The organism is Myxococcota bacterium, from assembly GCA_035498015.1.
Classification (GTDB): Bacteria; Myxococcota_A; UBA9160; order SZUA-336; family SZUA-336; genus VGRW01.
The window spans coordinates 1-22462 of record DATKAO010000178.1; the positions used below are offsets into that span (position 1 = coordinate 1).

The 22462-nt window shown below is 71.6% G+C and carries 29 protein-coding genes; 7 read left to right on the top strand and 22 right to left on the bottom strand.

Annotated elements, in window-relative coordinates; all coding sequences use genetic code 11:
* From VMR86_15760 to VMR86_15805, 10 genes are all read right to left on the bottom strand, one after another.
* Nucleotides 1-433, bottom strand: a 433-nt coding sequence (locus tag VMR86_15760) for a cytochrome P450 (GenBank protein HTO08503.1), incomplete at its 3' end; no start/stop codon positions are given.
* Nucleotides 434-509: 76 nt separating this feature from the next.
* Nucleotides 510-845 carry a hypothetical protein gene (locus tag VMR86_15765; protein HTO08504.1) on the bottom strand — a complete coding sequence of 112 codons (336 nt, stop codon included), beginning with the start codon at nt 843-845 and terminating at the stop codon, nt 510-512.
* A gap of 580 nt (nt 846-1425) precedes the next feature.
* On the bottom strand, nt 1426-1953 hold the full coding sequence (locus VMR86_15770; GenBank protein HTO08505.1) for an SRPBCC family protein: 528 nt from the start codon (nt 1951-1953) through the stop codon (nt 1426-1428).
* Complete coding sequence (locus tag VMR86_15775) at nt 1947-3248, bottom strand: RNA polymerase sigma factor (GenBank protein ID HTO08506.1); 1302 nt, start codon at nt 3246-3248, stop codon at nt 1947-1949. Before VMR86_15775 ends, VMR86_15770 begins: the two co-directional genes overlap by 7 nt.
* Nucleotides 3245-3619: a YciI family protein gene (locus tag VMR86_15780; protein ID HTO08507.1), complete on the bottom strand. Its 375-nt coding sequence runs from the start codon at nt 3617-3619 to the stop codon at nt 3245-3247. Before VMR86_15780 ends, VMR86_15775 begins: the two co-directional genes overlap by 4 nt.
* A gap of 94 nt (nt 3620-3713) precedes the next feature.
* Nucleotides 3714-4790, bottom strand: coding sequence for a TIGR03857 family LLM class F420-dependent oxidoreductase (locus tag VMR86_15785; protein HTO08508.1), 1077 nt, complete (start codon nt 4788-4790; stop codon nt 3714-3716).
* A gap of 24 nt (nt 4791-4814) precedes the next feature.
* On the bottom strand, nt 4815-5408 hold the full coding sequence (locus VMR86_15790; protein ID HTO08509.1) for a DsbA family protein: 594 nt from the start codon (nt 5406-5408) through the stop codon (nt 4815-4817).
* The gene (locus VMR86_15795) at nt 5405-6085 is read right to left on the bottom strand and encodes a DsbA family protein (GenBank protein HTO08510.1); all 681 of its coding nucleotides are present in this window, start codon (nt 6083-6085) and stop codon (nt 5405-5407) included. The genes VMR86_15790 and VMR86_15795 overlap by 4 nt, the downstream gene beginning before the upstream one ends.
* Entirely contained in the window at nt 6082-7155 is a 1074-nt protein-coding gene (locus VMR86_15800; protein HTO08511.1) for a phosphotransferase, read from the bottom strand. The genes VMR86_15795 and VMR86_15800 overlap by 4 nt, the downstream gene beginning before the upstream one ends.
* 22 nt (nt 7156-7177) lie before the next feature.
* Nucleotides 7178-9403 (bottom strand): molybdopterin-dependent oxidoreductase, encoded by a 2226-nt coding sequence (locus tag VMR86_15805; protein HTO08512.1) that lies wholly within the window; start codon nt 9401-9403, stop codon nt 7178-7180.
* Between the two features lie 132 nt (nt 9404-9535).
* Between VMR86_15805 and VMR86_15810 the strand changes: the two genes are divergently transcribed.
* Complete coding sequence (locus VMR86_15810; GenBank protein ID HTO08513.1) at nt 9536-10003, top strand: polymer-forming cytoskeletal protein; 468 nt, start codon at nt 9536-9538, stop codon at nt 10001-10003.
* 7 nt (nt 10004-10010) lie between these two features.
* Here VMR86_15810 and kdsB read toward each other — a convergent pair whose 3' ends face one another.
* The 5 genes from kdsB to VMR86_15835 all read right to left on the bottom strand — a co-directional run bounded on the left by kdsB (nt 10011) and on the right by VMR86_15835 (nt 13557).
* Nucleotides 10011-10790, bottom strand: coding sequence for a 3-deoxy-manno-octulosonate cytidylyltransferase (gene kdsB / locus VMR86_15815; GenBank protein HTO08514.1), 780 nt, complete (start codon nt 10788-10790; stop codon nt 10011-10013).
* Nucleotides 10787-11185, bottom strand: coding sequence for a 30S ribosomal protein S9 (gene rpsI, locus VMR86_15820; protein HTO08515.1), 399 nt, complete (start codon nt 11183-11185; stop codon nt 10787-10789). Before rpsI ends, kdsB begins: the two co-directional genes overlap by 4 nt.
* Before the next feature lie 2 nt (nt 11186-11187).
* A complete protein-coding gene (gene rplM / locus VMR86_15825) occupies nt 11188-11637 on the bottom strand; it encodes a 50S ribosomal protein L13 (GenBank protein ID HTO08516.1) in 450 nt (149 codons plus the stop codon).
* A 63-nt stretch (nt 11638-11700) separates the two neighbouring features.
* Nucleotides 11701-12462: a tRNA pseudouridine(38-40) synthase TruA gene (gene truA, locus VMR86_15830; protein ID HTO08517.1), complete on the bottom strand. Its 762-nt coding sequence runs from the start codon at nt 12460-12462 to the stop codon at nt 11701-11703.
* A 186-nt stretch (nt 12463-12648) separates the two neighbouring features.
* Nucleotides 12649-13557: an SDR family NAD(P)-dependent oxidoreductase gene (locus VMR86_15835; GenBank protein ID HTO08518.1), complete on the bottom strand. Its 909-nt coding sequence runs from the start codon at nt 13555-13557 to the stop codon at nt 12649-12651.
* A 92-nt stretch (nt 13558-13649) separates the two neighbouring features.
* Between VMR86_15835 and VMR86_15840 the strand changes: the two genes are divergently transcribed.
* Genes VMR86_15840 through modC form a run of 5 tightly spaced genes read left to right on the top strand, consistent with a single transcriptional unit; the run spans nt 13650 to nt 16894 of the window.
* Nucleotides 13650-13985: a metalloregulator ArsR/SmtB family transcription factor gene (locus VMR86_15840; GenBank protein ID HTO08519.1), complete on the top strand. Its 336-nt coding sequence runs from the start codon at nt 13650-13652 to the stop codon at nt 13983-13985.
* On the top strand, nt 13982-14398 hold the full coding sequence (locus tag VMR86_15845; protein HTO08520.1) for an SRPBCC domain-containing protein: 417 nt from the start codon (nt 13982-13984) through the stop codon (nt 14396-14398). The genes VMR86_15840 and VMR86_15845 overlap by 4 nt, the downstream gene beginning before the upstream one ends.
* A 24-nt stretch (nt 14399-14422) precedes the next feature.
* Entirely contained in the window at nt 14423-15052 is a 630-nt protein-coding gene (locus VMR86_15850; protein HTO08521.1) for a glutathione S-transferase family protein, read from the top strand.
* A 10-nt stretch (nt 15053-15062) separates the two neighbouring features.
* A complete protein-coding gene (gene modB, locus VMR86_15855; GenBank protein HTO08522.1) occupies nt 15063-15776 on the top strand; it encodes a molybdate ABC transporter permease subunit in 714 nt (237 codons plus the stop codon).
* Nucleotides 15776-16894: a molybdenum ABC transporter ATP-binding protein gene (gene modC, locus VMR86_15860; protein ID HTO08523.1), complete on the top strand. Its 1119-nt coding sequence runs from the start codon at nt 15776-15778 to the stop codon at nt 16892-16894. The genes modB and modC overlap by 1 nt, the downstream gene beginning before the upstream one ends.
* On the opposite strand, the gene VMR86_15865 is transcribed toward modC, so the two are convergent.
* Entirely contained in the window at nt 16815-17243 is a 429-nt protein-coding gene (locus VMR86_15865; GenBank protein HTO08524.1) for a LysR family transcriptional regulator, read from the bottom strand. The two genes, modC and VMR86_15865, sit on opposite strands and share 80 nt — an antisense overlap.
* 59 nt (nt 17244-17302) lie before the next feature.
* Here VMR86_15865 and modA point away from each other — a divergent pair, with 59 nt between their 5' ends.
* A complete protein-coding gene (gene modA / locus VMR86_15870) occupies nt 17303-18085 on the top strand; it encodes a molybdate ABC transporter substrate-binding protein (protein ID HTO08525.1) in 783 nt (260 codons plus the stop codon).
* Between the two features lie 29 nt (nt 18086-18114).
* Here the strand turns inward: modA and VMR86_15875 are convergent, their stop codons facing one another.
* The 6 genes from VMR86_15875 to leuB are packed head-to-tail and all read right to left on the bottom strand — an operon-like array spanning nt 18115 to nt 22462.
* Nucleotides 18115-18777 (bottom strand): CPBP family intramembrane glutamic endopeptidase, encoded by a 663-nt coding sequence (locus tag VMR86_15875; protein HTO08526.1) that lies wholly within the window; start codon nt 18775-18777, stop codon nt 18115-18117.
* Nucleotides 18774-19061: an ASCH domain-containing protein gene (locus VMR86_15880; protein HTO08527.1), complete on the bottom strand. Its 288-nt coding sequence runs from the start codon at nt 19059-19061 to the stop codon at nt 18774-18776. The genes VMR86_15875 and VMR86_15880 overlap by 4 nt, the downstream gene beginning before the upstream one ends.
* Nucleotides 19058-19687 (bottom strand): aminotransferase class IV, encoded by a 630-nt coding sequence (locus VMR86_15885; protein HTO08528.1) that lies wholly within the window; start codon nt 19685-19687, stop codon nt 19058-19060. Before VMR86_15885 ends, VMR86_15880 begins: the two co-directional genes overlap by 4 nt.
* Entirely contained in the window at nt 19684-20403 is a 720-nt protein-coding gene (locus VMR86_15890) for an SIMPL domain-containing protein (protein ID HTO08529.1), read from the bottom strand. Before VMR86_15890 ends, VMR86_15885 begins: the two co-directional genes overlap by 4 nt.
* A 2-nt stretch (nt 20404-20405) precedes the next feature.
* Entirely contained in the window at nt 20406-21401 is a 996-nt protein-coding gene (locus VMR86_15895; GenBank protein ID HTO08530.1) for an Asd/ArgC dimerization domain-containing protein, read from the bottom strand.
* Nucleotides 21398-22462 (bottom strand): 3-isopropylmalate dehydrogenase, encoded by a 1065-nt coding sequence (gene leuB / locus VMR86_15900; GenBank protein ID HTO08531.1) that lies wholly within the window; start codon nt 22460-22462, stop codon nt 21398-21400. The genes VMR86_15895 and leuB overlap by 4 nt, the downstream gene beginning before the upstream one ends.

Sequence of the window (22462 nt, forward strand, 5' to 3'; positions counted from 1 at the left end):
CGTCGGTGAGGGGCTTCGCGAGCAACTCGTCCACCAGGGTCTGGATGCGAGGCCGCAGCGCCTCGACCATGCGCGGCGTGAACGCCTTGTTGACGAGCCCGCGCAGCCGCGTGTGATCCGGCGGGTCGCGGAAGAGCATGATGCGCGAGAGGGCCCGGAGCGCACGTGCGAGCGGATGCAGCTTCGCGGGATCGACGCCGTCGTCGGCGATCGGCTTCGGCTGGAAGGAGCGATCCACCGACATGCGCGGGTCGCGCAGCACCGCCGCGATGTCCGCGTGGCGCGTCAGCACCGTGAAGCGGAACACGCCGCGCTCGATGGTGCAGATCGGTGCGGTCTCGCGGAGGCGGTGGTAGGTCGGAACGGGGTCGCGCCGGAACTCGGGGCGCGTGAAGTCGAGGATCTCTTCGCCGGGATCGGCCGAGGGGCTCACAGCAGGAGCAGACGTCATCGTGGCCTCGCGGGGCGCAACTCGGGTTCGAGCGGACTCTACCCCGCGTGGGCAGCGGTCACGACATGTGGACCCCGCAGGGACCGCTTCGGATCCGAACCACGTCGTCGACCTTCGTGACCACCACCACCAGCTCCGCGCCTGGGCTGCTCTCGATGGCGTCGGCTGCGGCCTTGAGCGCGTCGTCCACACGTTCGTCGTCGACGGCGAACTCGAGCCGCACGCATGCGGAGTCGGCCACGTAGGAGAGGCCTCGGTACCACTTCTTGTGGCTGAAGCCGGGCCCCGCCAGACCGGCATTGCCCGTGACGAGGCTGCCGAGCCGCAACCGACTCAGGGACGTCCTTACGTTGTCCGCGACATCGACCGGTACGATCAGCTGGATCCATCGCACGTCGATCCCTCCTCGCGAATCGCCCCTGACCCTTGCTCCTAGCATCGATCGTGCCCACGCACAGAGGGCACGATCGATCTCACGGGACGGGTGCTGGCGCGTCGCGGCGCTTCCCATCCCGCCGTGAGGACGAGCAACGTCTCGCGTTCATTGCAGTGCAGGGGCAGCTTCTGCCCTTCCGGGTTCCTTGCGGCCTGACCCGAACCTCTGTCATCGCCAGAGCGTATCGACTCGAGCCGTAGTGTGTCGAACTCCGCCAGACTCTTCGACTCGCGTTGGCTCGATGCGCCGCGAGTCGTGTTCGGTCTTGCCCTCCCAAACTACGCGGTCGCGTCGCTCCTGCATCTCGCAGGGCGACGACCTCGCGGAGTGTCTCCTGGGACGCTCTCCGTCGTCGAAGCCGATCGGGCCTCGCCTATCCGGACGACATCGTCTCCGCGGGCTATGGCCTCGCAGAGGCGCAAGCCGCACGGTCTCGGCCGCTCGGACAGCCTTCCCAGAGACCTGCCTAGGCGGTCCCGGAGATCCGGGATAGAGCCTCGCCTGAGCAGAAGTCATCGAGCTTCGGCAGCTGCATCGCCTACTTCTCCGCAGCAGCCTTCATGTCCGCGAGGCCGGTCTCGAAGTCCTTGCCGACCATGCTGTCCATGCTGAAGAACACCTGCATGAGCTTCGAGAGAAAGGGCGCAGGCCCCTGCATGTCCCACGTCACGGTCGTCGTGTCTCCCTGAGGCTGGAGCGTGAACGCGACGAGGTTGTGGGTCTCGAAGGGCTTGCTGAAGTCGAGCTTGATGCCGACCTTGGAAGACGGTGCGGACTCGATGATCTCCATGCGCCCTGCACCGGCCGCGCCTTCGCCCGCCCACTCGTACACGGCGCCCTGGCCGCTGGCAGCCCCGCTGTAGGTGCGCTTCATGGTGGGATCCATCTTCTCGTAGGGCGACCAGGCACTCCATTGGTGATAGTCGTTGATGAGCGGGAAGATCTTCTCCGGCGGCGCGTGGATGCGCGTCGAGCGCTGGACCCGGAAGGTGTCCGGCTTCGTCGCGGCGAAGACGAGGATCGCGGCCAGCAAGACGACCACGACGATCGCAATGTTCCTCAGCATGACTCCCTCCCGTGCGTGATCTGCCTCGAGTCCTCGGCGTCGCCGCGCGCGGCACTCTCCTGGATCAGGCGGTCGAGATGCATCCGGATGTGGGCGGCTTCCGCGGCCGTGTTGGCGAGGGCGATGGCCTGGTCGAAAGCGACCCGCGCCTCCTCCTTGCGCCCGAGCTGCAGCAACAACGCGCCCTTCACGCCGAAGAAATGGAAGTAGTGGCCGAGCCGCGGTGCGAGGGGCTCGATCATCTCCAGCGCGGCCGCGGGACCCCTCACCTTGGAGACGGCGACGGCCCGGTTGAGGGTGACGACCGGTGACGGCTGCAACGTCTCGAGCGCCGCGTAGAGCAGATCGATCTGGACCCAATCGGTGTCCTCGGGTCGCGCGGCTTGTGCATGCAGCGCTGCAATCGCCGCCTGCACCTGATAGGGGCCGCGGCGCCGGTGTCGGACCGCCTTGTCGATCAGCGCGAGTCCTTCGGCGATCAGCTGGGCGTTCCAGAGGCTGCGATCCTGATCTTCGAGCAACACGATCCCGCCCTCGGCGTCGAGGCGCGCGGCGGCGCGTGCATGCTGGAGGAGAAACAGGGCGAGGAGGCCCATGATCTCGGGCTCGTCCTGGAAGAGCCGCAGCAGGAGCCGCGCGAGGCGGATCGCCTCGTCGCAGAACGGCGCGCGCAGGGGCGCCTCGCCGCTGTTCGCCGAATAGCCTTCGTTGAAGATCAGGTAGATCATGGCGGCGACCGCCGCGAGGCGCTCCGCCCGCTCCGGGGCGCCCGGCGTCTCGAACGGCACGTCCGCCGATGCGACCCGTCGCTTGGCGCGCGTGATGCGCTGCTCCATGGCGCTCTCGCTCACCAGGAACGCACGCGCGATCTGCTCGACGGAGAGACCGCAGACGATGCGAAGCGCGACGGCGATCTGCTGGGTCGCCGGCAGATCGGGATGGCAGCAGATGAACAGCAGTCGCAGGATGTCGTCGCGGTAGTGACTCGCGGCGAGGCCCACGGCCAGCGCGGCCTCGGCGTCCTCCAGGTTCGACAGCAGCTCCTCGGACGGCAACTCGCGGTTGCGCGCGCGCCGGCGCACCTGGTCGAGCTCGGCGTTCCGCCCGACCTGGATCAGCCAGGCCGCGGGACTGCGCGGCGGGCCCTCTTGCGGCCAGCGCTGCAACGCGCGCAGGCAGGCTTCCTGGAAGGCCTCCTCGGCGGCGTCGAGGTCGCGGAAGTAGCGCAGCAACGCGCCCATGGCTTGAGGACGCGCCGCAGCCAGCGCGGACTCGAGCCACGCGTCGTCGATCACAAGGCCGTTCCCTCGAAGTAGGACAGGAGCGGCCGCACCTCGAGCGTGCCGCCCACCCCGGCACGAATGCGCTCCACCTCGAGCTCGCGCGCGGTCGCGAGCGCGTCGTCGAGCGACGGACAATCCACGAGATACAGGCCCAGCAGGGCCTCCTTGGTCTCGGCGAACGGTCCATCGAACACCTGCGGCTCGCCCGCGCGCACGGTCTTGGCGGTGCCGGTGGTCATGAGCCGGAAGTGCGGACCGAGCTTCTTCGCGTGCACGAGCTTCTCGTGCACCTTGCCGAGCTTCTCCATGAGCGCGTCGTCGGCTTTCCGGTCGAGCGAGCGCACCTTGGCCTCGGCCCCGTAGCAGATGATCGCGTAGAGCATGTCCGGACCTCGCCTCGAGTGATCCACCGAAGGACGATCGAGTATCGCCGATTCCGACAGTGTTCCGATGATCGCGCGGGCACCCTACCCGCGCTCAGCGCGCCGGATTCGCCGCCAGGTGATCGAACTTCCCGACCGGACGCGTCTTCGCGTACTCGCGCACGATCGGCTCCAGGTCCGTGGGGCTCGCGCCGTGCAGGATCACGCCGTCGCAGCCCAGGGCGAGCTGCTCGCGGATCTTGGCCACGCAGCGCGCGGGAGAGCCGGTCGCCGCGGGCGCGAGCCACTCGTCGGGAATCAGCTTCGCGATCTGCTCGAGCTGCTCGGTCGTCGCGCGCGCGTCGATCGCGCCGGGGAACTTGCCTGCCAGCGGGTCGGCGCGGAAGCGCGCCAGCACCTTGGGGTCCCAGCGGTTGGTCTTCACCAGCAAGTCACCGTAGGCCTGGAGATAGGTCGCCATGCGGCCCACGGTCTTCTTGAGCCGCAGCGGCTCGGGCAGGTGATCGCCGATCGTCGCGAAGCACGACCACACGCGCACCTTCGCGGGGTCGCGCCCGGCGCGCTCGGCGGCCTGCTTCACCTCGCGCACGCAGCGGGCCGTGGTCTCGTCGGTGAAGAAGGTGTGGAGCACCACCGCGTCCATGACCCGCCCGCCCAGCGCGAGTGAGTGGGGGCCGAATGCGACCCAGGTGAACGGGATCTCGCCCGCGTAGTCGGGGCCGAGCGCGAGCAGCGGGTACTTCCCGGCCGGGCCGTCGTGACCCATCACCGCCTCGCCGCGGAAGAGCCGGCGCATCAGCCCGACGAAGTCCTCGACCTGCGCGGTCGTGATCTGCGGCAAGCCGTACATCTGGAACATGGGCTTGATGCCGCGGCCCAGGCCGAGCGAGAAGCGGCCGTTCGTGAGCCGGTGCATGGTCATCGCGTACGAGGCCGTGACCATGGGGTGGCGCGTGTTGTGATTCGTGGCGGCGGTCGCGATGCCGATCGTGCTCGACACGGCGCCGACCGCGCCCGAGAGCGTCGCGGCCTCCTTGATGTTGAAGCGCTCCGAGATGAAGCACGCGCCGATCCCGAGCGCCTCGGCGTGCTTCACCTCGTCGAGCAGCTCGCGCGGCGACTTGGGCTGTCCCGCCAGGGTGTAGAAGCCGAGCTCGTTCATCTGCGGCATGGGTGACTCCTTGGGGTTCGGAACTCAGATCGGGGCTGGCCCGGCGCGGCCGCGCACGAGCCACTCCACCATGGGCAGGTGCTGGCGGCCCATGAACAGCTCGCCGCCCACCAGATACGCGGGCACGTTCCACACGCCCAGCTCCTCGAGCTCGGCCTCGTTCGCGGCCAGCGCCTCGGGGCCGTCCTTGCGCGCCCAGTCTTCGAAGCCGGGGCCGAGAGACTCGAGCGGTGCCTGCGCTGCGTCGTGCTGCCAGATCGCCTCGAACGCACCCGCCACGAGCTCACCGGCGCGCTCGGGCGCGCGCTCGCGCAGGAACAGGAGCGCGAGCGAGGGGCGCACGGCGTCGACCTCGCGGTACGGGTCGCGCAGGTGCAGGCCCTGTGACTCGGCGTAGCGCGCGAGGTCGCGCTCCCAGTAGGCGGCGCGGACCGCGCGGTGGCGCTCGCCGCGCGTGGCGTGGGGGCCGAGCGGCGCGGGGCGCGGCAGCGGCAATACGCTGCGCGGCCGCCAGTCGAAGCGCTCGCCGAGCCGCGCCTCCAGGGCGCGCGTGGGCGCGATCGCGAGCCAGGCGTGCGGGCTCTTGAAGTCGACGCAAACGGTGACTCGCGCGCTCATGCGAAGTGCCGGTAGGCCACGTCCGGCGCCGCGCCCTTGCGGCCGGCCAGGATCCAGCGGATGCGCGGCAGGTGCTCCCGGCCCCAGAAGTACTCGCCCTCGACCACGTAGCCGGGCACGCCGAAGATACCGGCGTCGAAGATCTCCTGCTGCCACGCCTCGTAGCGCGCGCGCTCCTCGCCCGCGACGTGCGCGCGGAAGCCGGTCACGTCGGCGCCGGCCTCGCGCAGCACGCCCTCCACGACCGCCACGTCTTCGACGTCGAGCGCGCGCTTCCAGAACCGGTCGTAAGTCAGCGCAAGGTAGCGGCGCAGCAGGGAGTCACTCTGTCGCTTCGCCCAGAGCAGCCCCATGCCCGCAAGCGTGGTGTCCCAGATCTTCACCGTGCCGCGCACGGTGAGTCCGAGCAGCGCCCCGTAGCGGCGCGCGTCCAGGTACGCGTACTTGATCATCGACCACTGCGCAGGGCTGCGCTTCGCCTCGGCGACCCGCTTGCCGTCGGCCGCGAGCCGCGCGGAGCCGCCGAACGACGGGATGTCGAGCGTGAGCGGCCGCCAGTCGATGGCGATCCCGAGCTCTTCGGCCAGCTCGAAGGTCGGCGCGACGGCGACGTAGGCGTACGGGCTCTTGAAGTCGACGTACACGATCAGCGGCCGGTCGGACTCGAGCGGGCTCACAGGAACTCCGCGGCGTCCAGATCGAGCGCGTGCCGCGCGTGACGGCGCGCCATGGCGGTGAACATCTCGTTGCCGCGCGGGGTCTCCTGCACGATCACCGACGCGATCACGGTGACCGAGAAGCCCGCGAACGCGCCGCGCCGGTAGTCGTCCCAGCAGTGTGCGAAGTCGTAGCCGCGCACGCCCGCCGCCACGAGCCCGTCGTGGTACTCGCGCACCAGGTCGCGCTCGGCCGGGCGCCGCACCTCGGGCAGGAGCGACGCGCCCAGGAAGTACGCCAGGTCGGAGAGCGGTGACTGGAGCACCATGCTCTGCCAGTCGACCACCGCCACGCGCGGCGGAGTCACCGTCTCGTCGATCAGCAGGTTGTCGAGCCGGAAGTCGATGTGCACCAGCGCCCACGGCTCGGCGGGGTACGCGAACGGCGGGCCCTTCGAGTCGGCCACTCGCGCGATGATCTCGCGCTCGTCGCTCGCCAGCACCGGCTCGAAGCGCGCGAAGAACGGCGCGAGGCTGTCGCGATACATCTTCTGCCAGCCCGCGGCCTTCTCGGGCGTGCGCTCCTCGATCCAGTCACGCCCGCACAGCGAGCGGTCCTGCCAGGTGGGCGCGTGCAGCTTCACGAGCTCGCGCACCGCCGCGCGCGCGACGGGCAGCGAGCAGCCGGCGAGCTGGTTCCCCGCCTGGGCCGGCGCCATGTCCTCGAGCAGGATCGCGAAGTCACTTCCGCGCCCGCGGATCTCGGCGAAGTAGCAGCGCGGGGTGCGGACCGGCAGGCGCTTCGCGAGCTCCTGGTAGAACATCACCTCGCGGTGATAGTTCCCGAGCCCCTCGCCGGTGGCGCGCGAGAGCGGATCGTCGGACGGGAACTTGCCCACGAGCGAGCGCGGCGCGCCGTCGACCTCGCCCGCGAGCTCGAGCCGGAAGCGGATGCACTTCCCGATCTGGCCCGTGCCCACGCGCTCGGTGGTGAACGAGGCCACGCGCGCGCGCGGATGGCCGTTTCGCTGCAAGAGCTCGGTCAAGAAGCTCGCGTCGATCGACTCGGGCGTGGGAATCGCGTCTGCCACGGCCCGAAGGATACGACGCCGCTCAGCTGGAGTTCGCGGGCTCCAGCGTCACCGGCGTGCCGAACAGGACCGCCGTGCCGCTGGCGCTGTCGTAGGCCTGGTTGTCGGTCAGCAGGTTCGTGTTCACGCCGGCGTGCTTGCGGGCGACGCGCAGGCGGGCGCCGGCCGCGTCGTGGCCCCAGCCGTGGGGCAGACTCACGACGCCGGGCATGAGGTCGTCGGTGACTTCGACCGGTGCGATCACGCTGCCAACGCGGCTCGTGACTCGCGCGCGGCCGCCGTGCGCGAGGCCGGCCTGCGCGGCGTCCTCGGGCGAGACGTGCAGCGTGCAGCGGTCCTTGCCCTTCACCAGCGACGGCAGGTTGTGCATGAACGAGTTGCTGCCGCGCAGGTCGCGCCGGCCGATCAGCACCAGACCCGGCTGGGAGCGGGCCATGCGCGCGCGCAGGCGCGGCAGGTCGTCGAGCATGAGCTGCGGCGCGAGCTCGATCTTCCCGCTCTCGGTGCGAATCACTTCCGACAGCCGCGGCTCGAGCGGGCCCAGGTCGAGGCCGTGCTCGTGCGTGCGCAGCCTGGCGAGCGTGAGTCCGCCGGGATTGCGGCCGAACCCGTCGCCGTAGGGGCCCACGCGCAGCAACAGGTCGACCATGCGCGCCGGGCCGATGCCGCCGTCGACCTTCGCGCACACCTCGTCGACCGTGAGTCCCGCCCAGCGCGGGCTCGAGGCGACGGCGCCCTCGGCGTAGCGGCGGAAGATCAGGTCGTCGACGGCCTGGCGCGGCAGGTGACTCACGCCGAGCAGGCGCGCGCCGATCTCCGAGAACACCTGCCAGGTCTCGGGTGTCTCGCCGTCGGGCGGGCGGATCGGATCCGACCACTTCGCCACGTTGCGCACCGACAGGAGATACAGCCCGAGCTCGTAGCCCGGCTGCTCGGCCGCCGCCGGCGCGGGCAGGATCACGTGCGCGTGGCGCGTGGTCTCGTTCAGGTAGAAGTCGATCGCGACCAGGAACTCGAGCCCGGCGAAGGCGCGCTCGAGCTCGGCCGAGTTCGCCGCGCTGCGCAGCGGGTTGGGCATGAGCAGGATCATCGCGCGCACCTGCCCCGGGCCCGGCGTGAGCATCTCCTCGGCCATGGCCGACGACGGGATCAGCCCTTCGACCTCGGGCTGGCCACTCACCCGGCTGCGGAAGCGCCCCATGGTGAACGGGCGCTGCGGGAGCGCCGCATCGAGCGGCGCCGCCGGCGTGGTGAACATGGCGCCGCCGGGCCGGTCGAGGTTGCCCGTGAGGATGTTGACCAGGTCGACGCCCCAGCTCGCGAGCGTGCCGAACTCCTGCACGCACGTGCCGAGCCGCCCGTAGCAGGCCGCCGACTCGGCCGCGGCCAGCTCGCGCGCGATCCGCCGGATGACCGGCGCGGCGATCCCGCAGTGACTCGCCACGGCTTCGGGCGCGAGCTCGCGCGCCACGGCGCGCAGCTCGTCGAGGCCGTTCACGCGCCCCGCCGCGGCACCCAGGTCGACCCGCCCCTCCTCGAACAAGGTGTGCACGAGCGCCAGCAGGAACGCCGCGTCGGCGCCGGGCCGGATGAAGTGGTGCTCGCTGGCCAGCTTGGCGGTCTCGCTGCGGCGCGGATCGATCACCACCAGCTTTCCGCCGCGCTCCATCACGCCGCGCAAGCGCGCCGGCGCGTCGGGCATGGTCATCAGGCTCCCGTGAGACACCATCGGGTTCGCGCCGATCACCAGCAGATACTGCGTGCGGTCGATGTCGGGCACGGGCACCGCCAGCGGGAACGGCCGCCCGAACATGAGCCCCGTCTGCACGATCTTCGGCAGTGTGTCGATCGCGGCCGAGTTGAAGAGACTCTTCGAGGCCAGCGCCTGCGCCAGCACGGGCCGGTAGGCGAGCGCGCCCAGGTCGTGCACGACCGGGTTCCCGGTGTACATGCCGACGGCGTCGTTGCCGTGCGCCTTGCGCACCGCCGCCAGCCGCTCGCCCACGAAGTCGAACGCCGCCTGCCAGGAGATCTCCTCCCAGCCGCTCGCCGTGCGCCGCAGCGGCCGCCGCAGCCGGTCGGGGTCGTGGTACAGATCCTTGACCCCGACCGCCTTGGGACACACGAAGCCGCGCGAGAACGGATCGCGCCGGTCGCCGCGCACGCGAGTCACGCGCCCGCCGTCGACCTCGATCTCGAGCCCGCACGTCGCCTCACAGAAGGGACAGACCCGGTGCACGGTCTTCATGTCCCAGACTTTGCGCCGACAGGCGCCTGGCGCGACAGGTCCAGGGCTCGCCCGGTCGATGGGGCCAGCTCAAGCGCCCTTTCCAAACGGTCGATCGGGACCACGACCCGTCCCCAGGAAAGGACGACCAGCATGTTCGGAAGACAGAGCAAGGGCTCGGCCATGGCGAAGGCGCTCCCGGCGGGCACGACCACGATGGACGTCCGCCCGGCCGCGCCGGCGCACGTGGGCACCTACTTCGACGAGAGCTCGCAGTTCACGGGCTCGCTCAAGCTCAACAAGGCGGTGCACATCGACGGCTCGATCGAGGGTGACCTGGACTGCACGGCCGCGGTCACGATCGGCACGAGCGGCAAGGTGACCGCGCGCATCCGCGCCGAGTCGGTGCTGATCGACGGCGAGGTGCACGGCGACATCGAGGCGCGCTCCGAGATCACCCTGCGCAAGACCGCGCGCGTCTACGGCGACATGAAGACCGAGGGCATCGTGATCGAGCGCGGCGCCAAGGTGGAGGGGCAGATCACGATCGGCCCCAGCAACGCCGTCGCGTCGACCCTGGCCATGCCCAAGCCGACCCCCGCGCCCGCCCCGAAGGTCTGAGCGCGAGTCACTCGCCGCGCAGCACCGCCTCGACGCGCGCCACGTCTTCGGGCGTGTCGACCTCGAGCGCGCGGTGCGCCACGGTCGGCACGCCGATCTCGAAGCCCGACTCGAGCGCGCGCAGCTGCTCGAGCCGCTCCGACTGCTCGAACGGCGTGCGCGGCAGCTTTGCGTAGCGCAGCAGGAACTCGCGCCGGTACGCGTACACGCCGATGTCGCTCCAGACCGTGAGCGGCCGGCGCGCGTGCTCGGCCTCGACCTTCGCGCGGTTGAAGTAGCCCTGGCCCGCCGGCACGTCGGCGATGATCGGCAGGCGGGTGAAGGTGAGCGCGCGGTCGCGCGCGTCGACCACGACCTTGCCGCGGTTGGGATCGAAGCGGTCCTCGGGCCGGTCGAGCGGGGTCTTGAGCGTGCCCATACACAGAGCTGCGTCGGCCACGAGCGGCGCGACCAGCGCCGCGATCGTCTCGACCTCGATCAGCGGCTCGTCACCCTGGATGTTGCACACGATCTCGTCGTCGAGCTCCGCCGCGACCTCGGCCAGCCGGTCGGTGCCCGTGGGGTGATCGGGCCGGGTCATGCGCACGGGGAAGCCCGCGCCGCGCACGGCGGCGGCGATGCGGTCGTCGTCGGTCGCGACCAGGAAGCGAGTCACCACGCCCGCCTTCACGGCCGCGGACACGCGCTCCGCGACGTGCAGGATCATGGGCTTCCCCAGCAGCGGGAAGAGCGGCTTCCCGGGGAAACGCGTCGACGCGTATCTCGCCGGGATGATCGCGGTGATCAACGTTTGGAGTACTGGAACCGCGCTCGCGCGCCGCGCTGACCGTACTTCTTGCGCTCCTTCTCGCGCGCGTCGCGCGTGAGGAAGCCCGCCTTCTTCAGCTGCGGGCGCAGCGCCGAGTCGTACTTCTCGAGCGCGCGCGCGAGGCCGTGGCGGATGGCGCCGGCCTGGCCGTTGTCGCCGCCGCCCTTCACGGTCACGTAGAGGTCGAAGTTCCCGACCCGGTCGATCGTGCGCAGCGGCTCGAGCATGTGGAGGCGCAGGATCTCGCGCGGGAAGTAGTCCTCGGCGTTGCGGCCGTTGATCTGCACCGCGCCCGTGCCCAGGCGCAGGAACACGCGCGCCGTCGAAGTCTTGCGGCGGCCGGTGGCGTAGAAGCGCGCGGCCTGTCGGACCATGGTCATCGGGTGAACTCCAGCGCCGTCGGCTTCTGCGCGGCGTGCGGGTGCTCGGCACCCGGATAGATCTTGAGCTTGCTGAGCATGCGCCGGCCGAGCGGGCCTTTGGGCAGCATGCCCTTCACCGCCGCGCGCACGACGCGGTCGGGGTGTCTCTCGATGAGGTAGCGCGCGCTGTCGGTGCGCAGGCCGCCGGGGTAGCCGGAGTGCCGGATGTATTCCTTCTTGTCGAGCTTGCGGCCAGTGAGTCGCACCCGGTTCGCGTTCACGACCACCACGAAGTCGCCGCCGTCGACATGCGGCGTGAAGGTCGGCTTGTGCTTGCCGCGCAGGATCGTGGCGACCCGCGACGCGAAGCGGCCCAGCACCTTGTCGCTGGCGTCGGCGATGAACCAGTGCCGCGAGACCTCGGCCTCCGAGATGCTGCGGGTGGGGTTCTTCGGGTTCGGCAAGACGGACCTCTCGCAAAGGAAGGGGAAAGGCGGGCATTGGGATATCTGAACCGCTGCCCGGGGTCAACTCCCGGGCTCGGGGTCGTAGGAGACGCGCTCGAGGCAGAGGCCGTGGGCCGCTGCCGTCGGGCCGGCGCGGGCCCGGTCGCGCGAGGCCAGCACCTCGGCGACCTCGCTGGGGGGCCGCCGCCCCTGCCCCACCTCGACCAGCGTTCCGGCGATGTTCCGCACCATGTGGCGCAGGAAGCTCCGCCCTTCCGCCTCGATCGAGATCTCGTCGCCGCGCCCGACCAGCTCGAGCCGATCGAGGCTACGGCGCGGGCTCTCGTCTTCGGGAACCCCGCCCGGGGCGCCCCGGAAGGCGCTGAAGTCGTGGCTTCCGAGAAGTGACTTCGCGGCCTCCGCCATGGCGGCCAGGTCGAGCGGTGCGCGCAGGTGCAGGTGCGTGCGGGCGCGCAGCGGGCTCGGCTCGGGCCGGTTCAGGATCCGGTACACGTAGAGCTTGGCGCGCGCATCGCGCCGCGCGTCGAAGTCGGGCCGGGCATCCGCGAGCTGGAGCACGGCCACGTCGCGGGGCAGCACGGCGTTCAGGCTGCGCTGGAGATCGGGAGGCGAAAGTCGCGTGTCCGAGTCGAAGTGCGCGACCTGGCCGCGCGCGTGCACGCCTGCGTCGGTCCGCCCCGCCGGAATCAAGCGGCGCTGTTCGCGCGTGATCTCGGCGATCGCCGCCTCGACCACGCCCTGCACGGTGCGCGCGTCGGGCTGGAGCTGGAAGCCCGCGAAGTCGGTGCCGTCGTACTCGAGCGTCATGCGCAGGCGGGGCACGGCCGCGAAGTATGCCCCGAGCGTCCGGTGCGCGCGTAGCCTGACCGACCGGAAGGGATTTCGCTGCCGGGCGCGGCTTACACGCTCTGGATCCAGCAGAGGGGCGCAAACCCGGTCGGCTACACACTCGACGTGCGCGTGCCCGAGCCCGCGACCCGGGCTGGCGCTCTGGGCCGCGGCGCTGACTCAGAGGCGAGTGAGTCGCACGCTCGCGTCCCACAGCGCGCGCGCGCGCTCGGCGTCGTAGGACTCCTTCGAGGACGCTGCCGCGCTCCAGCGGGTGTGCGACGGGAAATACTTCCCGGTGACTCCCGCGAGCGCCGGGTCGGTGACCATGCGCGCCAGCGCCTCGCCCGACCTGCGCTTGGTGCTGACTCCTGGATAGAAGGGGTGGATCGCAGCCGCGAGCCCCGGCGCGACCCGATGCCACAGGAACTGCAGCGCCGGGTGGTAGTCGCGCGCCAGTCCCGAGCCCGGCACCAGACCCGGCTCCCAGGCGTTCACCGTGATGCGCGCCGGATCGATGCGCCGCGCCAGCTCGTAGGCGAACCACACGTTGCACAGCTTGCTGTTCACGTAGGCCAGGAGGCCGTTGAACTCGCCCTTCTTCGGGCCGCCGGTGCGCGCGAGTGTCTCGAAGTCGTCGATCGCCGGGTGCGGCAGGCCGGTCTTCATGGCCGGGTCGTGCACGCCCGACGCCACCACCACGATGCGCGTCGGCGCGCGCTTGCCCAGCCGCTCGAGCAACAGGTTGGTGAGCAGGAAGTGACCCAGGTGATTCGCGGCGATCGTGAGCTCGAAGCCTTCGCTCGAGAGGCGGGGGCCCTTCATGAACTGGATGCCCGCGTTGCACACCAGCGCGTCGAGCGGCACGTCGGCGGACTCGATGCTCTGCGCGAGCGCGCGCACCGAGCCGAACTCGGACAGGTCGAGGTCGAGCACTTCGACCGCGCCGCCGATGTCGCGCGCCGCCGCGTCCGACGCCGCGCGGTTGCGGCTCGCGATCAAGACCCGCCAGCCGTCGCGCGCCAGCGCCCGCGCCGCCTCGAGACCGATGCCGGAGTTGCCGCCGGTGATCAGGACCGTGCCCGCCATGCGCTCAGTGTACTCCGATCGGAGGGTGGCTCTAATCCGAGCTAGACTGTTCTGGATTTGACTTTGTGTAACCATCGGGTTACAAGACGGAGATGGCCCAGGCCGCCCGCCTCGACCGCACCCTGCACGCGCTGGCCGACCCGACCCGGCGCGCGCTGATCGAGCGCGTGGGGCGCGGGCCGGTGCGCGCCACCGACCTGTCGCGCGGCCTGCCCATGTCGCGGCCCGCGGTGGCCAAGCACCTGCGCGTGCTGCAGGGCGCGGGCTTGGTGAAGGCGGTGCCGCAGGGCCGCGAGGTGCTGTACCAGCGCGCCGAGGACTCCGCGCCGCTCGACGAGGCGCGCGACTATCTCGAGGCCATGTCGCTGGGCTGGGAGCGCGCGTTGGCCGCGTTCCAGCGCTTCGCCGAGTCACAGGAGGACGAATGATCGTCCAGAAGTCGATCTTCGTGAAGCGCCCGCAAGCGGCGGCCTTCCGCCACTTCACCGCCGACATCGGCCGCTGGTGGCCGCTCAAGGAAGGCATGTCGTTCGGCGGCGAGCGCGCGCAGGACCTGTTTCTCGAAGGCCGCGTCGGCGGCCGCTTCTTCGAGCGCTTCAGCGACGGCGAGGAGCACGACGTGGGACGGGTCACGGCCTACGAGCCGCCGGCGCGCGTCGAGTTCACCTGGCGCCAGCCGAGCTGGAGCGCCGACACCACCGTCGAGGTGCGCTTCGCCGCCGAAGGCGAAGGCACGCGCGTCACCCTGGAGCACCGCGGGTTCGAGGCCCTCGGTCCCGGCGCGCCGCGCGGCGCCTACGACCGGGGCTGGGACTTCGCCCTCTCGCGCTACGCCGCCTGATCAACCCACACCAGGAGATACTCCATGATGCAGCTCTACGTGTTCCCACCATCGCCCCGCGCGCTCAAGGTGCGCGCCCTCGCGAGTCACCTGGACCTGACGGTCGAGGAGAAGCTCGTGAATCTGTTCCAGGGCGAGCAGCGCGCGCCCGCGTACGCCGCGCTCAACCCCAACATGCGCATGCCGGTACTGGTCGACGGCGACTTCGTGCTCTGGGAGTCGAACGCGATCCTCTTGTATCTCGCGGCGAAGAAGCCCGAGAGCGGGCTGTGGCCGTCCGACGCGCGCGGCCAGGCCGACGTGGTCCGCTGGCTCAACTGGGAGTCGGCGCACTGGTCGCCCGGCGCGACGCCGATCGCGTTCGAGCGCGTGGTGAAGAAGCTCGCCGGCCTGGGCGATCCCGACCCGGCCGAGATCGCACGCGGCGAGAAGCTCTTCCACCCGCTGGCGGCCGTGCTGAACCAGAGCCTGCGCGGCCGGCAGTGGCTCGCGTGCAACCGACTCACGATCGCCGACTTCGCCGTGGCCACGGGCCTGGTGTTCGCGGACGCGGCGAGCTTGCCGCTCGCGGGCTACCCCGAGATCACGCGCTGGTACGACGGCTTCCGCAAGCTGCCCGGCTGGCAGAAGTCGCTGGTCCCGCCACAGAGCTAGCGTTCGTCATATCCTGCGGGACATAGCGAACTGGCTTTCACTTTCGGGACCCGAGCTCGAGGCGCTCCGGCTGAGCCTCTCGGTCGCGCTGCGCAGCGTGGCAGCCAGCCTGCCGCTCGCGATCGCGGTGGCGTGGCTGCTCACGCGCCGGCGCTTCCCGGGCCGCACGCTGTTCGACGCGCTCGTGCACCTGCCGCTGGTGCTGCCGCCGGTGGTGGTCGGCTACATCCTGCTCGTGCTGTTCGGCGCGCGCGGGCCGCTCGGCGGGTTCCTGTCGCGCGCGTTCGGGATCGAGCTGGTGTTCACGCGCGCCGGGGCTGCGCTCGCCACCGCGGTGATGTCCTTCCCGCTCATGGTGCGCGCGATCCGCATCTCGCTCGAGCACGTCGACCGCGGGCTGGAGGACGCGGCGCGCACGCTGGGCGCGGGCCCGTGGGATCGCTTCGCGACCATCACGCTGCCGCTCATGATGCCGGGGATCCTGGCAGGCGCGGTGACCGCGTTCGCCGCGGGCCTGGGCGAGTTCGGCGCCGTGATCACGTTCGTCTCGAACATCCCGGGCGAGACGCGCACCTTGCCGCTCGCGCTCTACACCGCGCTGCAGACGCCCGACGGCGATGCCGTGGCGGCGCGGCTGGCCGCGATCTCGTTCGGCTTGGGCGTGCTCGGCCTGCTCGCGGCCGAGGCGATCGCGCGGCTCGCGCGCAGGCGGCTGGGCGCCTAGTGCTGTCGGTGCGCGCGCGCGTGCTGCGCGGTGAGTTCGCGCTCGACGTGGCGTTCGAGACGCCGACGCCGGGAGTCACGGCGCTGTTCGGGCGCTCGGGCTGTGGCAAGACCACGCTCGTGCACGCGATCGCGGGCCTCCTGACTCCTGCGGCCGGGCGGATCTCGCTCGATGGAGAGGCCTTCTTCGACGACGCGGCGCGGGTGAACGTGCCGGCCGAGCGGCGCCGCGTGGGCTGCGTCTTCCAGGACGCGCGGCTGTTTCCGCACTTCTCGGTGCTCGGGAACCTGCGCTACGGCGCGCGCCGCGCGCCGGGTGACTCGCGGCGCATCGGCATGGACGACGTGGTGGACTTGCTGGGCTTGCAGGCGCTCCTGTCCCGCCGGCCCGCCGGTCTCTCGGGTGGCGAGCGCCATCGGGTCGCGATCGGCCGCGCCCTGCTCTCCCAGCCGCGCCTGCTTCTGCTCGACGAGCCGCTGGCCGCCCAGGACCTGGCGCGGCGAGCCGAGCTCCTGCCGTATCTCGACCGGCTGTGCCGCGAGCTGCGCGTGCCGATCGTGTACGTGAGTCACCAGTTCGACGAGGTCGTCCAGCTCGCGGACCGCGTCGTGGTGCTCGAGAGCGGCGGTATCGCCGCCCAGGGCGGGATCGAGGAGCTGTCGCGCGCGCCCGCGCTGCGCGCGATCGTGGGGCCCGAGGCGACCGGCGCGGTGGTCGACGGACGGGTCACCGGCGAAGCCGGACCGGGACGCGTGCGCGTGCAGCTCGGCGCGGGGTCGCTGGCGCTCTCGCTCGCCGGGGTGCGCGCGGGCGAGCGCGTGCGCGTGCATCTTCTGGCGCGCGACGTATGGCTCGCGCTCGAGCGCCCGCCCGGGGGGCTGGTCGCGGACGTGCTGCCGGGCAAGATCCGGGCGCTGCTCGGGAACGGCGATGCGTCGCTGCTCGTCGAGGTCGACGTCGGGGGCGCACTGCTCCTGGCGCGTGCGGGCGCCGGGTCGGCGGCCGAGCTCGCGCCCGGGCGCGAGGTGTTCGCGCTGGTCAACGCTGCCGCGTCGCGCGCTTGGCCGATCGCCCCTTCGCGTTCCGGCGGCTCAACGGCCGGCGCAACGCGCGAGTGACTGGCTTCTCCCGTTTGGCGGAAGCGGAGAAGCGGCGCTTCGCCGCCTTCACCGCGATGCGCTCGACCGCGCGATAGGTGGCGACCAGCTCGCGCCCGAACTCGGTGAGCGCCGCTCCGCCGCCGCCGGCGCCGCCTGCGCTGGCCGCGGCCACCGGCTCGCGCAGCGAGTGGTTCAGGTCGTCGAGCAGCCCCCAGGCGCGGCGATAGCTCATGCCGAGATCGCGCGCGGCTTGTGACAACGAGCCGGTCGCGTCGATCGCCTCGAGCAGCGCGATCTTCCCCGGTCCGACCGAGCCCGAAGGCGCGAGGTCGATCCGCAGGCGCACGTCGATCGAGCGCTTGGCCATGAGGCCTCCATGATATCCGGTTGAACTTCGAAGCGCGCGCCGTGTATCGTCGTATACCGATGAACATAACGAGACCCACGCTGCTCGCGGCGCTCGTGGTTGCGTTCGCGGTCACAGGGCTCGCGCTGCCCGCCCGCGCACAGAACGCCCCCGAGCTCCTGGTCTTCGGCGCGGCCTCGCTCACCAACGCCCTCGACGAGATCTCCGCGAGCTACACGCGAGACACCGGCCAGGCGGTGAAGTGCTCCTACGCCGCGAGCTCCGCGCTCGCGCGCCAGATCGAAGCCGGCGCGCGCGCCGACGTGTTCGTGTCGGCCGACGTCGAGTGGATGGACTACGTGCAGGGCCGAGCGCTCGTCGATCCGGCGACGCGCAGCGACCTGCTCGGGAACCGGCTGGTGCTGATCGCGCCGGCTTCGAGCGACGTGAAGCTCACGATCGCGCCGCACTTCGCGCTCGCGCAGGCGCTCGGCACCGGCAAGCTCGCGACGGGCGATCCCGAGTACGTGCCCGTGGGCCGCTACGCGCGCGCGGCGCTCACGTCGCTGGGCGTGTGGAGCGAGGTGGAAGACCGGCTGGTGCGCGCCGATAACGTGCGCACCGCGCTCGCGTTCGTGTCCCGCGGCGAGGCGCCGCTGGGCATCGTGTACGGCACCGACGCGCAGGTCGACAAGGGCGTGCGCGTGGTCGACACGTTCCCCGAGAGCAGTCACCTGAAGATCGTCTACCCCGTCGCGGTCACCCAGGGCGCGCGCGAGGGCGCGGCGCGCTTCGTCGAGTATCTGCGCAAGCCGGAGGCGCAGGCCAGCTTCAAGAGGTTCGGGTTCATCACGCTGCCATGAAGCGCCAACTCACGTTCCAGGCCCGGGACTCAGCGAAGCTCGGTGTGACGCTCGGCCGCCCCCGCGCGGCGCGCGAGCGCGATGCCCACCAGGTCGGTCGCCACGTGCGCGATCACGTTGGGCGCGAGATCGCACTGCCACAGGAAGAACAGGGTGAACACGCCCCCGCCCAGGAACGTGGTCAGCGCCGGCGCGAGCCCCCACAGCGGCACGTGCGCGAACGTGAACACCACGAGCGGCAGCAGCGCCGCCAGCCAGACACTCGCGCCGAGCTGCTCGAGCTGCGCGATCGCGTAGCCGCGGTAGAGCAGCTCCTCGGCGGTCGCGCCGATCGAGACCGCCAGCACGAGATACCAGGCCGGCAGGCCGCGCATCTTCTCGAGCCCGCCCTCGAAGCCGGGGAGCCGGAGCTTGCGCAGGCCGAGCACCACGACCGGCGCGTACGCGTACTGGAAGAAGGCCAGCAGTGCGCCGCCCCAGGCGACGGCCTGCCAGCGCAAGGGCCGGAGCCCGAGCGCCTGCGGAGTGAGTCCCGCGGGCACGAACGCGATCCACAGCACGGCGCCGATCAGTGCCAGGTAGAGCGCCTCGCCGCACAGCGCTTGTCCCAGCCCCGCCGGCCGGCGGCCCTCGCCCGCGAGCGCGAGCCCGAACGGCCCGAGCAAGGCGAGCGCGAGCCCGAGCAGGCTCACCGGCGCTTGCCCGGCTCGAAGTGGAATCCGACCAGATAGACCTGTTCGCCGCGTCCGTGCTTGGCGACCTTCAACAGGTCGACCACGCCCGCGAAGCCGGAGCGCTTGGCGAGCGCGGGGGTGACTTCGGACAGGTCGATGCGCCGCAGCGAGTCGACCACGATCGCGCCGTCCTCGAACGCGTAGCGCCCGCCGACCTTCACGCGCGGGCGCTGCCAGATGCGCACGCTGCAGGTGATCTCGCCCGCGCGGATGCCCGGATGCAGGCGCTGGGTGAAGGTCACGAGCCGTCCGTGACTGCCAGCGGGCACCAGCGCCGCACCGAGTTCACGAAGAACAGCCGCGACGCGCGCTCCAGCGCCTTCAGCGGCACGACGGCTTCGGCGATCTCACCCCGCTCCAGGAGCTCGGCGCGGAACGTGCCGGGCAGGAGCCCCGAGTCGGCGCGCGGAGTGACTCGCCGGCCGTCGAGCTCGAGCACCACGTTGCCGGCGCAGGTCTCCGTCAGCTCGCCGCGCTCGTTCCAGAGCAGGACGTCGCTCGCGCCGGGCCGCGCACGCAGCGCCGCGTCGTAGACGGCGCGGCGCGAGGTCTTGTGGCGCAGGAACTCGTCGCGCGAATCGACCGGATCGCACGCCAGCGGCAGCTGCACGAGCGTGCTCGGTTTGAGGTCGACGTGCTCGAGAAACACCGAGCCGTCGCGCGACAGCTCGAGCCGGACCTTGCGCGGCTCGCCGGGCAGGCCCTCTGCGAACAACGCCAGCCGCGCGCGCACGGCCGCCGGATCGCAGGCGAACGCGAAGTGACTCGCCGAGGCCGCCAGCCGCGCCAGATGCCGCTCGAGCAGGAAGTAGCCCGCCGCCGGCTCCCAGAGCAGCGCCTCGAACAGCTCGAACTCGCCGGGAGTCACTCGAGCACGTAGTCGACGGTGGTCACGACCCGCACCGTCTTCCGTACCTGACTCGACTCCGGGGTGATCGGCGTGGCGTCGCGCGCCAGGATCTCGAACAGGCCCTGGTTCGCGCGCCGGATCGGGCCGAGCCGGGTCTTGGAGTCCTTGGCGAACTGCGCCGCGGCCTCTCGCGCGCGCGAGGTGGCCTCGGCGATCATCGCCGGCTTCAGCTCCGCGAGCCCCGTGAACACGTAGATCGGCTCGCCCCCGCTCAGCACCACGCCGGCGCCGACCAGCTCGCCGATCTTCGCGCTCACGGCGTTCACCTGGTCGGGGTCGCGCGAGCGCACGACCAGGGTCTCCTGCAGCACGAAGCGGTCTGCCTTGGCGTTGTTCGTGCCCCACTCGCGCGCGTTCGCGTCGCTGACCGAGAAGCCCTGCACGCGGCTGTCGCCCAGATCGACGCCCTCGCGGGTCAGGAACTCCCGCACCTTCGCGAGGCCGTCTTCGAGCCTGGCGTGCGCCGTCTCCAGGTCGTTGCTCGACGCGGTGAGTCGCATGGGCCAGATCGCGACGTCGGCGGACACGTCGCGCTCCGAGGTGCCCTTCACGGTCACGAAGTGCTCCGAGGCGCGAGCGCGCGCGAAGCCCTCGCCGGCCAGCCAGCCGGCCAGGGCGATGCCGGTCGCGAGGAGCAGCGCCGCGAAGAGTCTTTCGGGCCCTCCGCTCGCCACGGCTAGCGCAGTGCGGCCTCGGCGGCGCCCACCACACCCAGTGCCGCACCCAGGCGCAGGTCGTTCAGCGCCAGCACGAAGGCGGCGCGGCCCCCCGCTGCGCGCAGGCGGCCGATCGCCACGTCGTCGTGACCCAGCGCGGCGCGCGGGGTCGGGAGCTCGCTCTCGGGCAGGATCGCGACGCCCTTCTGGGCCGCGAGCAGCGCGCGGGTCTGGTCCCGCGAGAGCGGCTCTGAAAGCTCCGCATGCACCGCGGCCAGGCTTCCGCCCAGGGTCGGGATGCGCACGCGCGTGACTTCGAACGCCAGGTCACCGGACACCAGCCGCCGCAGCACGCGCGCGAGCCCGAGCTCGTCCGTGGTGTCTCCGTCCGGCTCGAGCGCCCCGATCTGCGGCAGGCAGTCGAACGCCAGCGACTGGCCGAAGATCTCGGACTCCGAACGCTCGCCGCTCATGCGGTTCAGCACCTGCACGGTGTGCTCGGTGAGCTCGCCCACGCCCGCGATGCCGGCGCCAGAGGCGGACTCGAGCGTGACCGCGGTGGCGCGGCGCAGGATGCCGGCGCGCGCGAACGGCGTCAGCGCGACCGCGAGGCCGACGGCGACTCCGCGCGGCACCGCGAGAAACAGCGGCCTCTGCACCGCGTCGAGCGCAGGAGTCACTCCGGGCAGGAACAGCGGCACCTCGGGATCGGCCTCGAGCGCGCCGCTCACGTCGATCACCACCGCGCTGCTGCGGCGCAGCGCGGGCAGGAGCTCCGGCAGCGCGCTGCGCGCGGCGCAGATCACGAGCTCGCAGGCGGCGATGTCCTCGACGCGCACGCGCCGCAGCTTCGTGACCTCGCCGCGGAACTCGAGCTCCTCGCCTTCCGAGTCTGCCGAGGCGTAGGCGCGCAGCTCGCGCATGGGCAGGCGGCGCTCTTCGAGCACCTGCAGGATCTCGGCGCCGACGGCGCCGGTGGCACCCAGCAGCGCGACGCGGGGCCCGGTGGCACTCACGAAACGATCGCCTCCAGCACCCGCTCGCCCATGGCGCGCGTGCCCAGCAGCGTCTGGCCCGGCTGGCGCCCGAGGTCGCCCGTGCGGTAGCCGGCGTCGATCACCGACTCGACCGCGCGGCGCACGCGGGCGGCGTCCTTGGGGCGAGACAGTCCGTGGTCGAGCAGCATGGCGACCGACAGGATCGCCGCCAGCGGGTTGGCCTTGTCCTGGCCCGCGATGTCGGGCGCGCTGCCGTGGATGGGCTCGAACAGGCCGCGACCCGCGTCGCCCAGGCTGGCCGAGGGCAGCATGCCGAGTGACCCGGTGATCATCGCGGCCTCGTCGGACAGGATGTCGCCGAACATGTTGGGGCACAGCAAGACGTCGAACTTCGGCGCGTCGCGCAGCAGCACCATGGCCGCCGAGTCCACGAGCTGGTGCTCGAGCCGCACGTCGGGGAACTCGCGGGCGACCTCTTCGACGATCTCGTTCCAGAACGCGCACACCTCGAGCACGTTCGCCTTGTGGATGTTCGTGACCAGCTTCTTGCGGCCCTGCGCGGTGCGGAACGCCACGCGCGCGATGCGACTCACTTCGTGCTCGTCGTACACCTCGGTGTTGAGCGCGCGCCGCACGCCGTCCTTGTCGGCGCGGCCGCGCGGCTCGCCGTAGTAGATGCCGCCGGTGAGCTCGCGCACCACCACCAAGTCGACGCCCTCGACGCACTCGCGGCGCAGCGGGCTCGCGTCGCCCAGCGCCTTCAGCACCGTCGCCGGGCGCAGGTTCGCGTAGAGCTCGAGCTCCTTGCGAATGCGCAGAAGCCCGCGCTCGGGCCGCGTGGCGGGCGGCAGCTTGTCCCACTTCGGGCCGCCCACGGCGCCCAGCAGCACCAGGCCGCAGGCCTTGGCGCGCGCCACGGTCGCGTCGGACAGCGGCGCGCCCTCGCGGTCGATCGCGCAGCCGCCGATCAGCGCCTGCTCGAGCCCGACGTCGGGCGCCACCCGCCGCAGCACCTCGACCGCCGCGGCAGTCACTTCGGGCCCGATGCCGTCTCCCGGCAACACCAGCACGCGCGGCAC

What these genes read in the sequence shown, in the direction of transcription:
- VMR86_15770 (HTO08505.1), bottom strand. Translation starts at nt 1,953, where the DNA reads ATGCTGAGGAACATTGCGATCGTCGTGGTCGTCTTGCTGGCCGCGATC.
- VMR86_15780 (HTO08507.1), bottom strand. Translation starts at nt 3,619, where the DNA reads ATGCTCTACGCGATCATCTGCTACGGGGCCGAGGCCAAGGTGCGCTCG.
- VMR86_15785 (HTO08508.1), bottom strand. Translation starts at nt 4,790, where the DNA reads ATGCCGCAGATGAACGAGCTCGGCTTCTACACCCTGGCGGGACAGCCC.
- VMR86_15790 (HTO08509.1), bottom strand. Translation starts at nt 5,408, where the DNA reads ATGAGCGCGCGAGTCACCGTTTGCGTCGACTTCAAGAGCCCGCACGCC.
- VMR86_15805 (HTO08512.1), bottom strand. Translation starts at nt 9,403, where the DNA reads ATGAAGACCGTGCACCGGGTCTGTCCCTTCTGTGAGGCGACGTGCGGG.
- VMR86_15810 (HTO08513.1), top strand. Translation starts at nt 9,536, where the DNA reads ATGTTCGGAAGACAGAGCAAGGGCTCGGCCATGGCGAAGGCGCTCCCG.
- rpsI (HTO08515.1), bottom strand. Translation starts at nt 11,185, where the DNA reads ATGGTCCGACAGGCCGCGCGCTTCTACGCCACCGGCCGCCGCAAGACT.
- VMR86_15835 (HTO08518.1), bottom strand. Translation starts at nt 13,557, where the DNA reads ATGGCGGGCACGGTCCTGATCACCGGCGGCAACTCCGGCATCGGTCTC.
- VMR86_15840 (HTO08519.1), top strand. Translation starts at nt 13,650, where the DNA reads ATGGCCCAGGCCGCCCGCCTCGACCGCACCCTGCACGCGCTGGCCGAC.
- VMR86_15845 (HTO08520.1), top strand. Translation starts at nt 13,982, where the DNA reads ATGATCGTCCAGAAGTCGATCTTCGTGAAGCGCCCGCAAGCGGCGGCC.
- VMR86_15850 (HTO08521.1), top strand. Translation starts at nt 14,423, where the DNA reads ATGATGCAGCTCTACGTGTTCCCACCATCGCCCCGCGCGCTCAAGGTG.
- VMR86_15865 (HTO08524.1), bottom strand. Translation starts at nt 17,243, where the DNA reads ATGGCCAAGCGCTCGATCGACGTGCGCCTGCGGATCGACCTCGCGCCT.
- modA (HTO08525.1), top strand. Translation starts at nt 17,303, where the DNA reads ATGAACATAACGAGACCCACGCTGCTCGCGGCGCTCGTGGTTGCGTTC.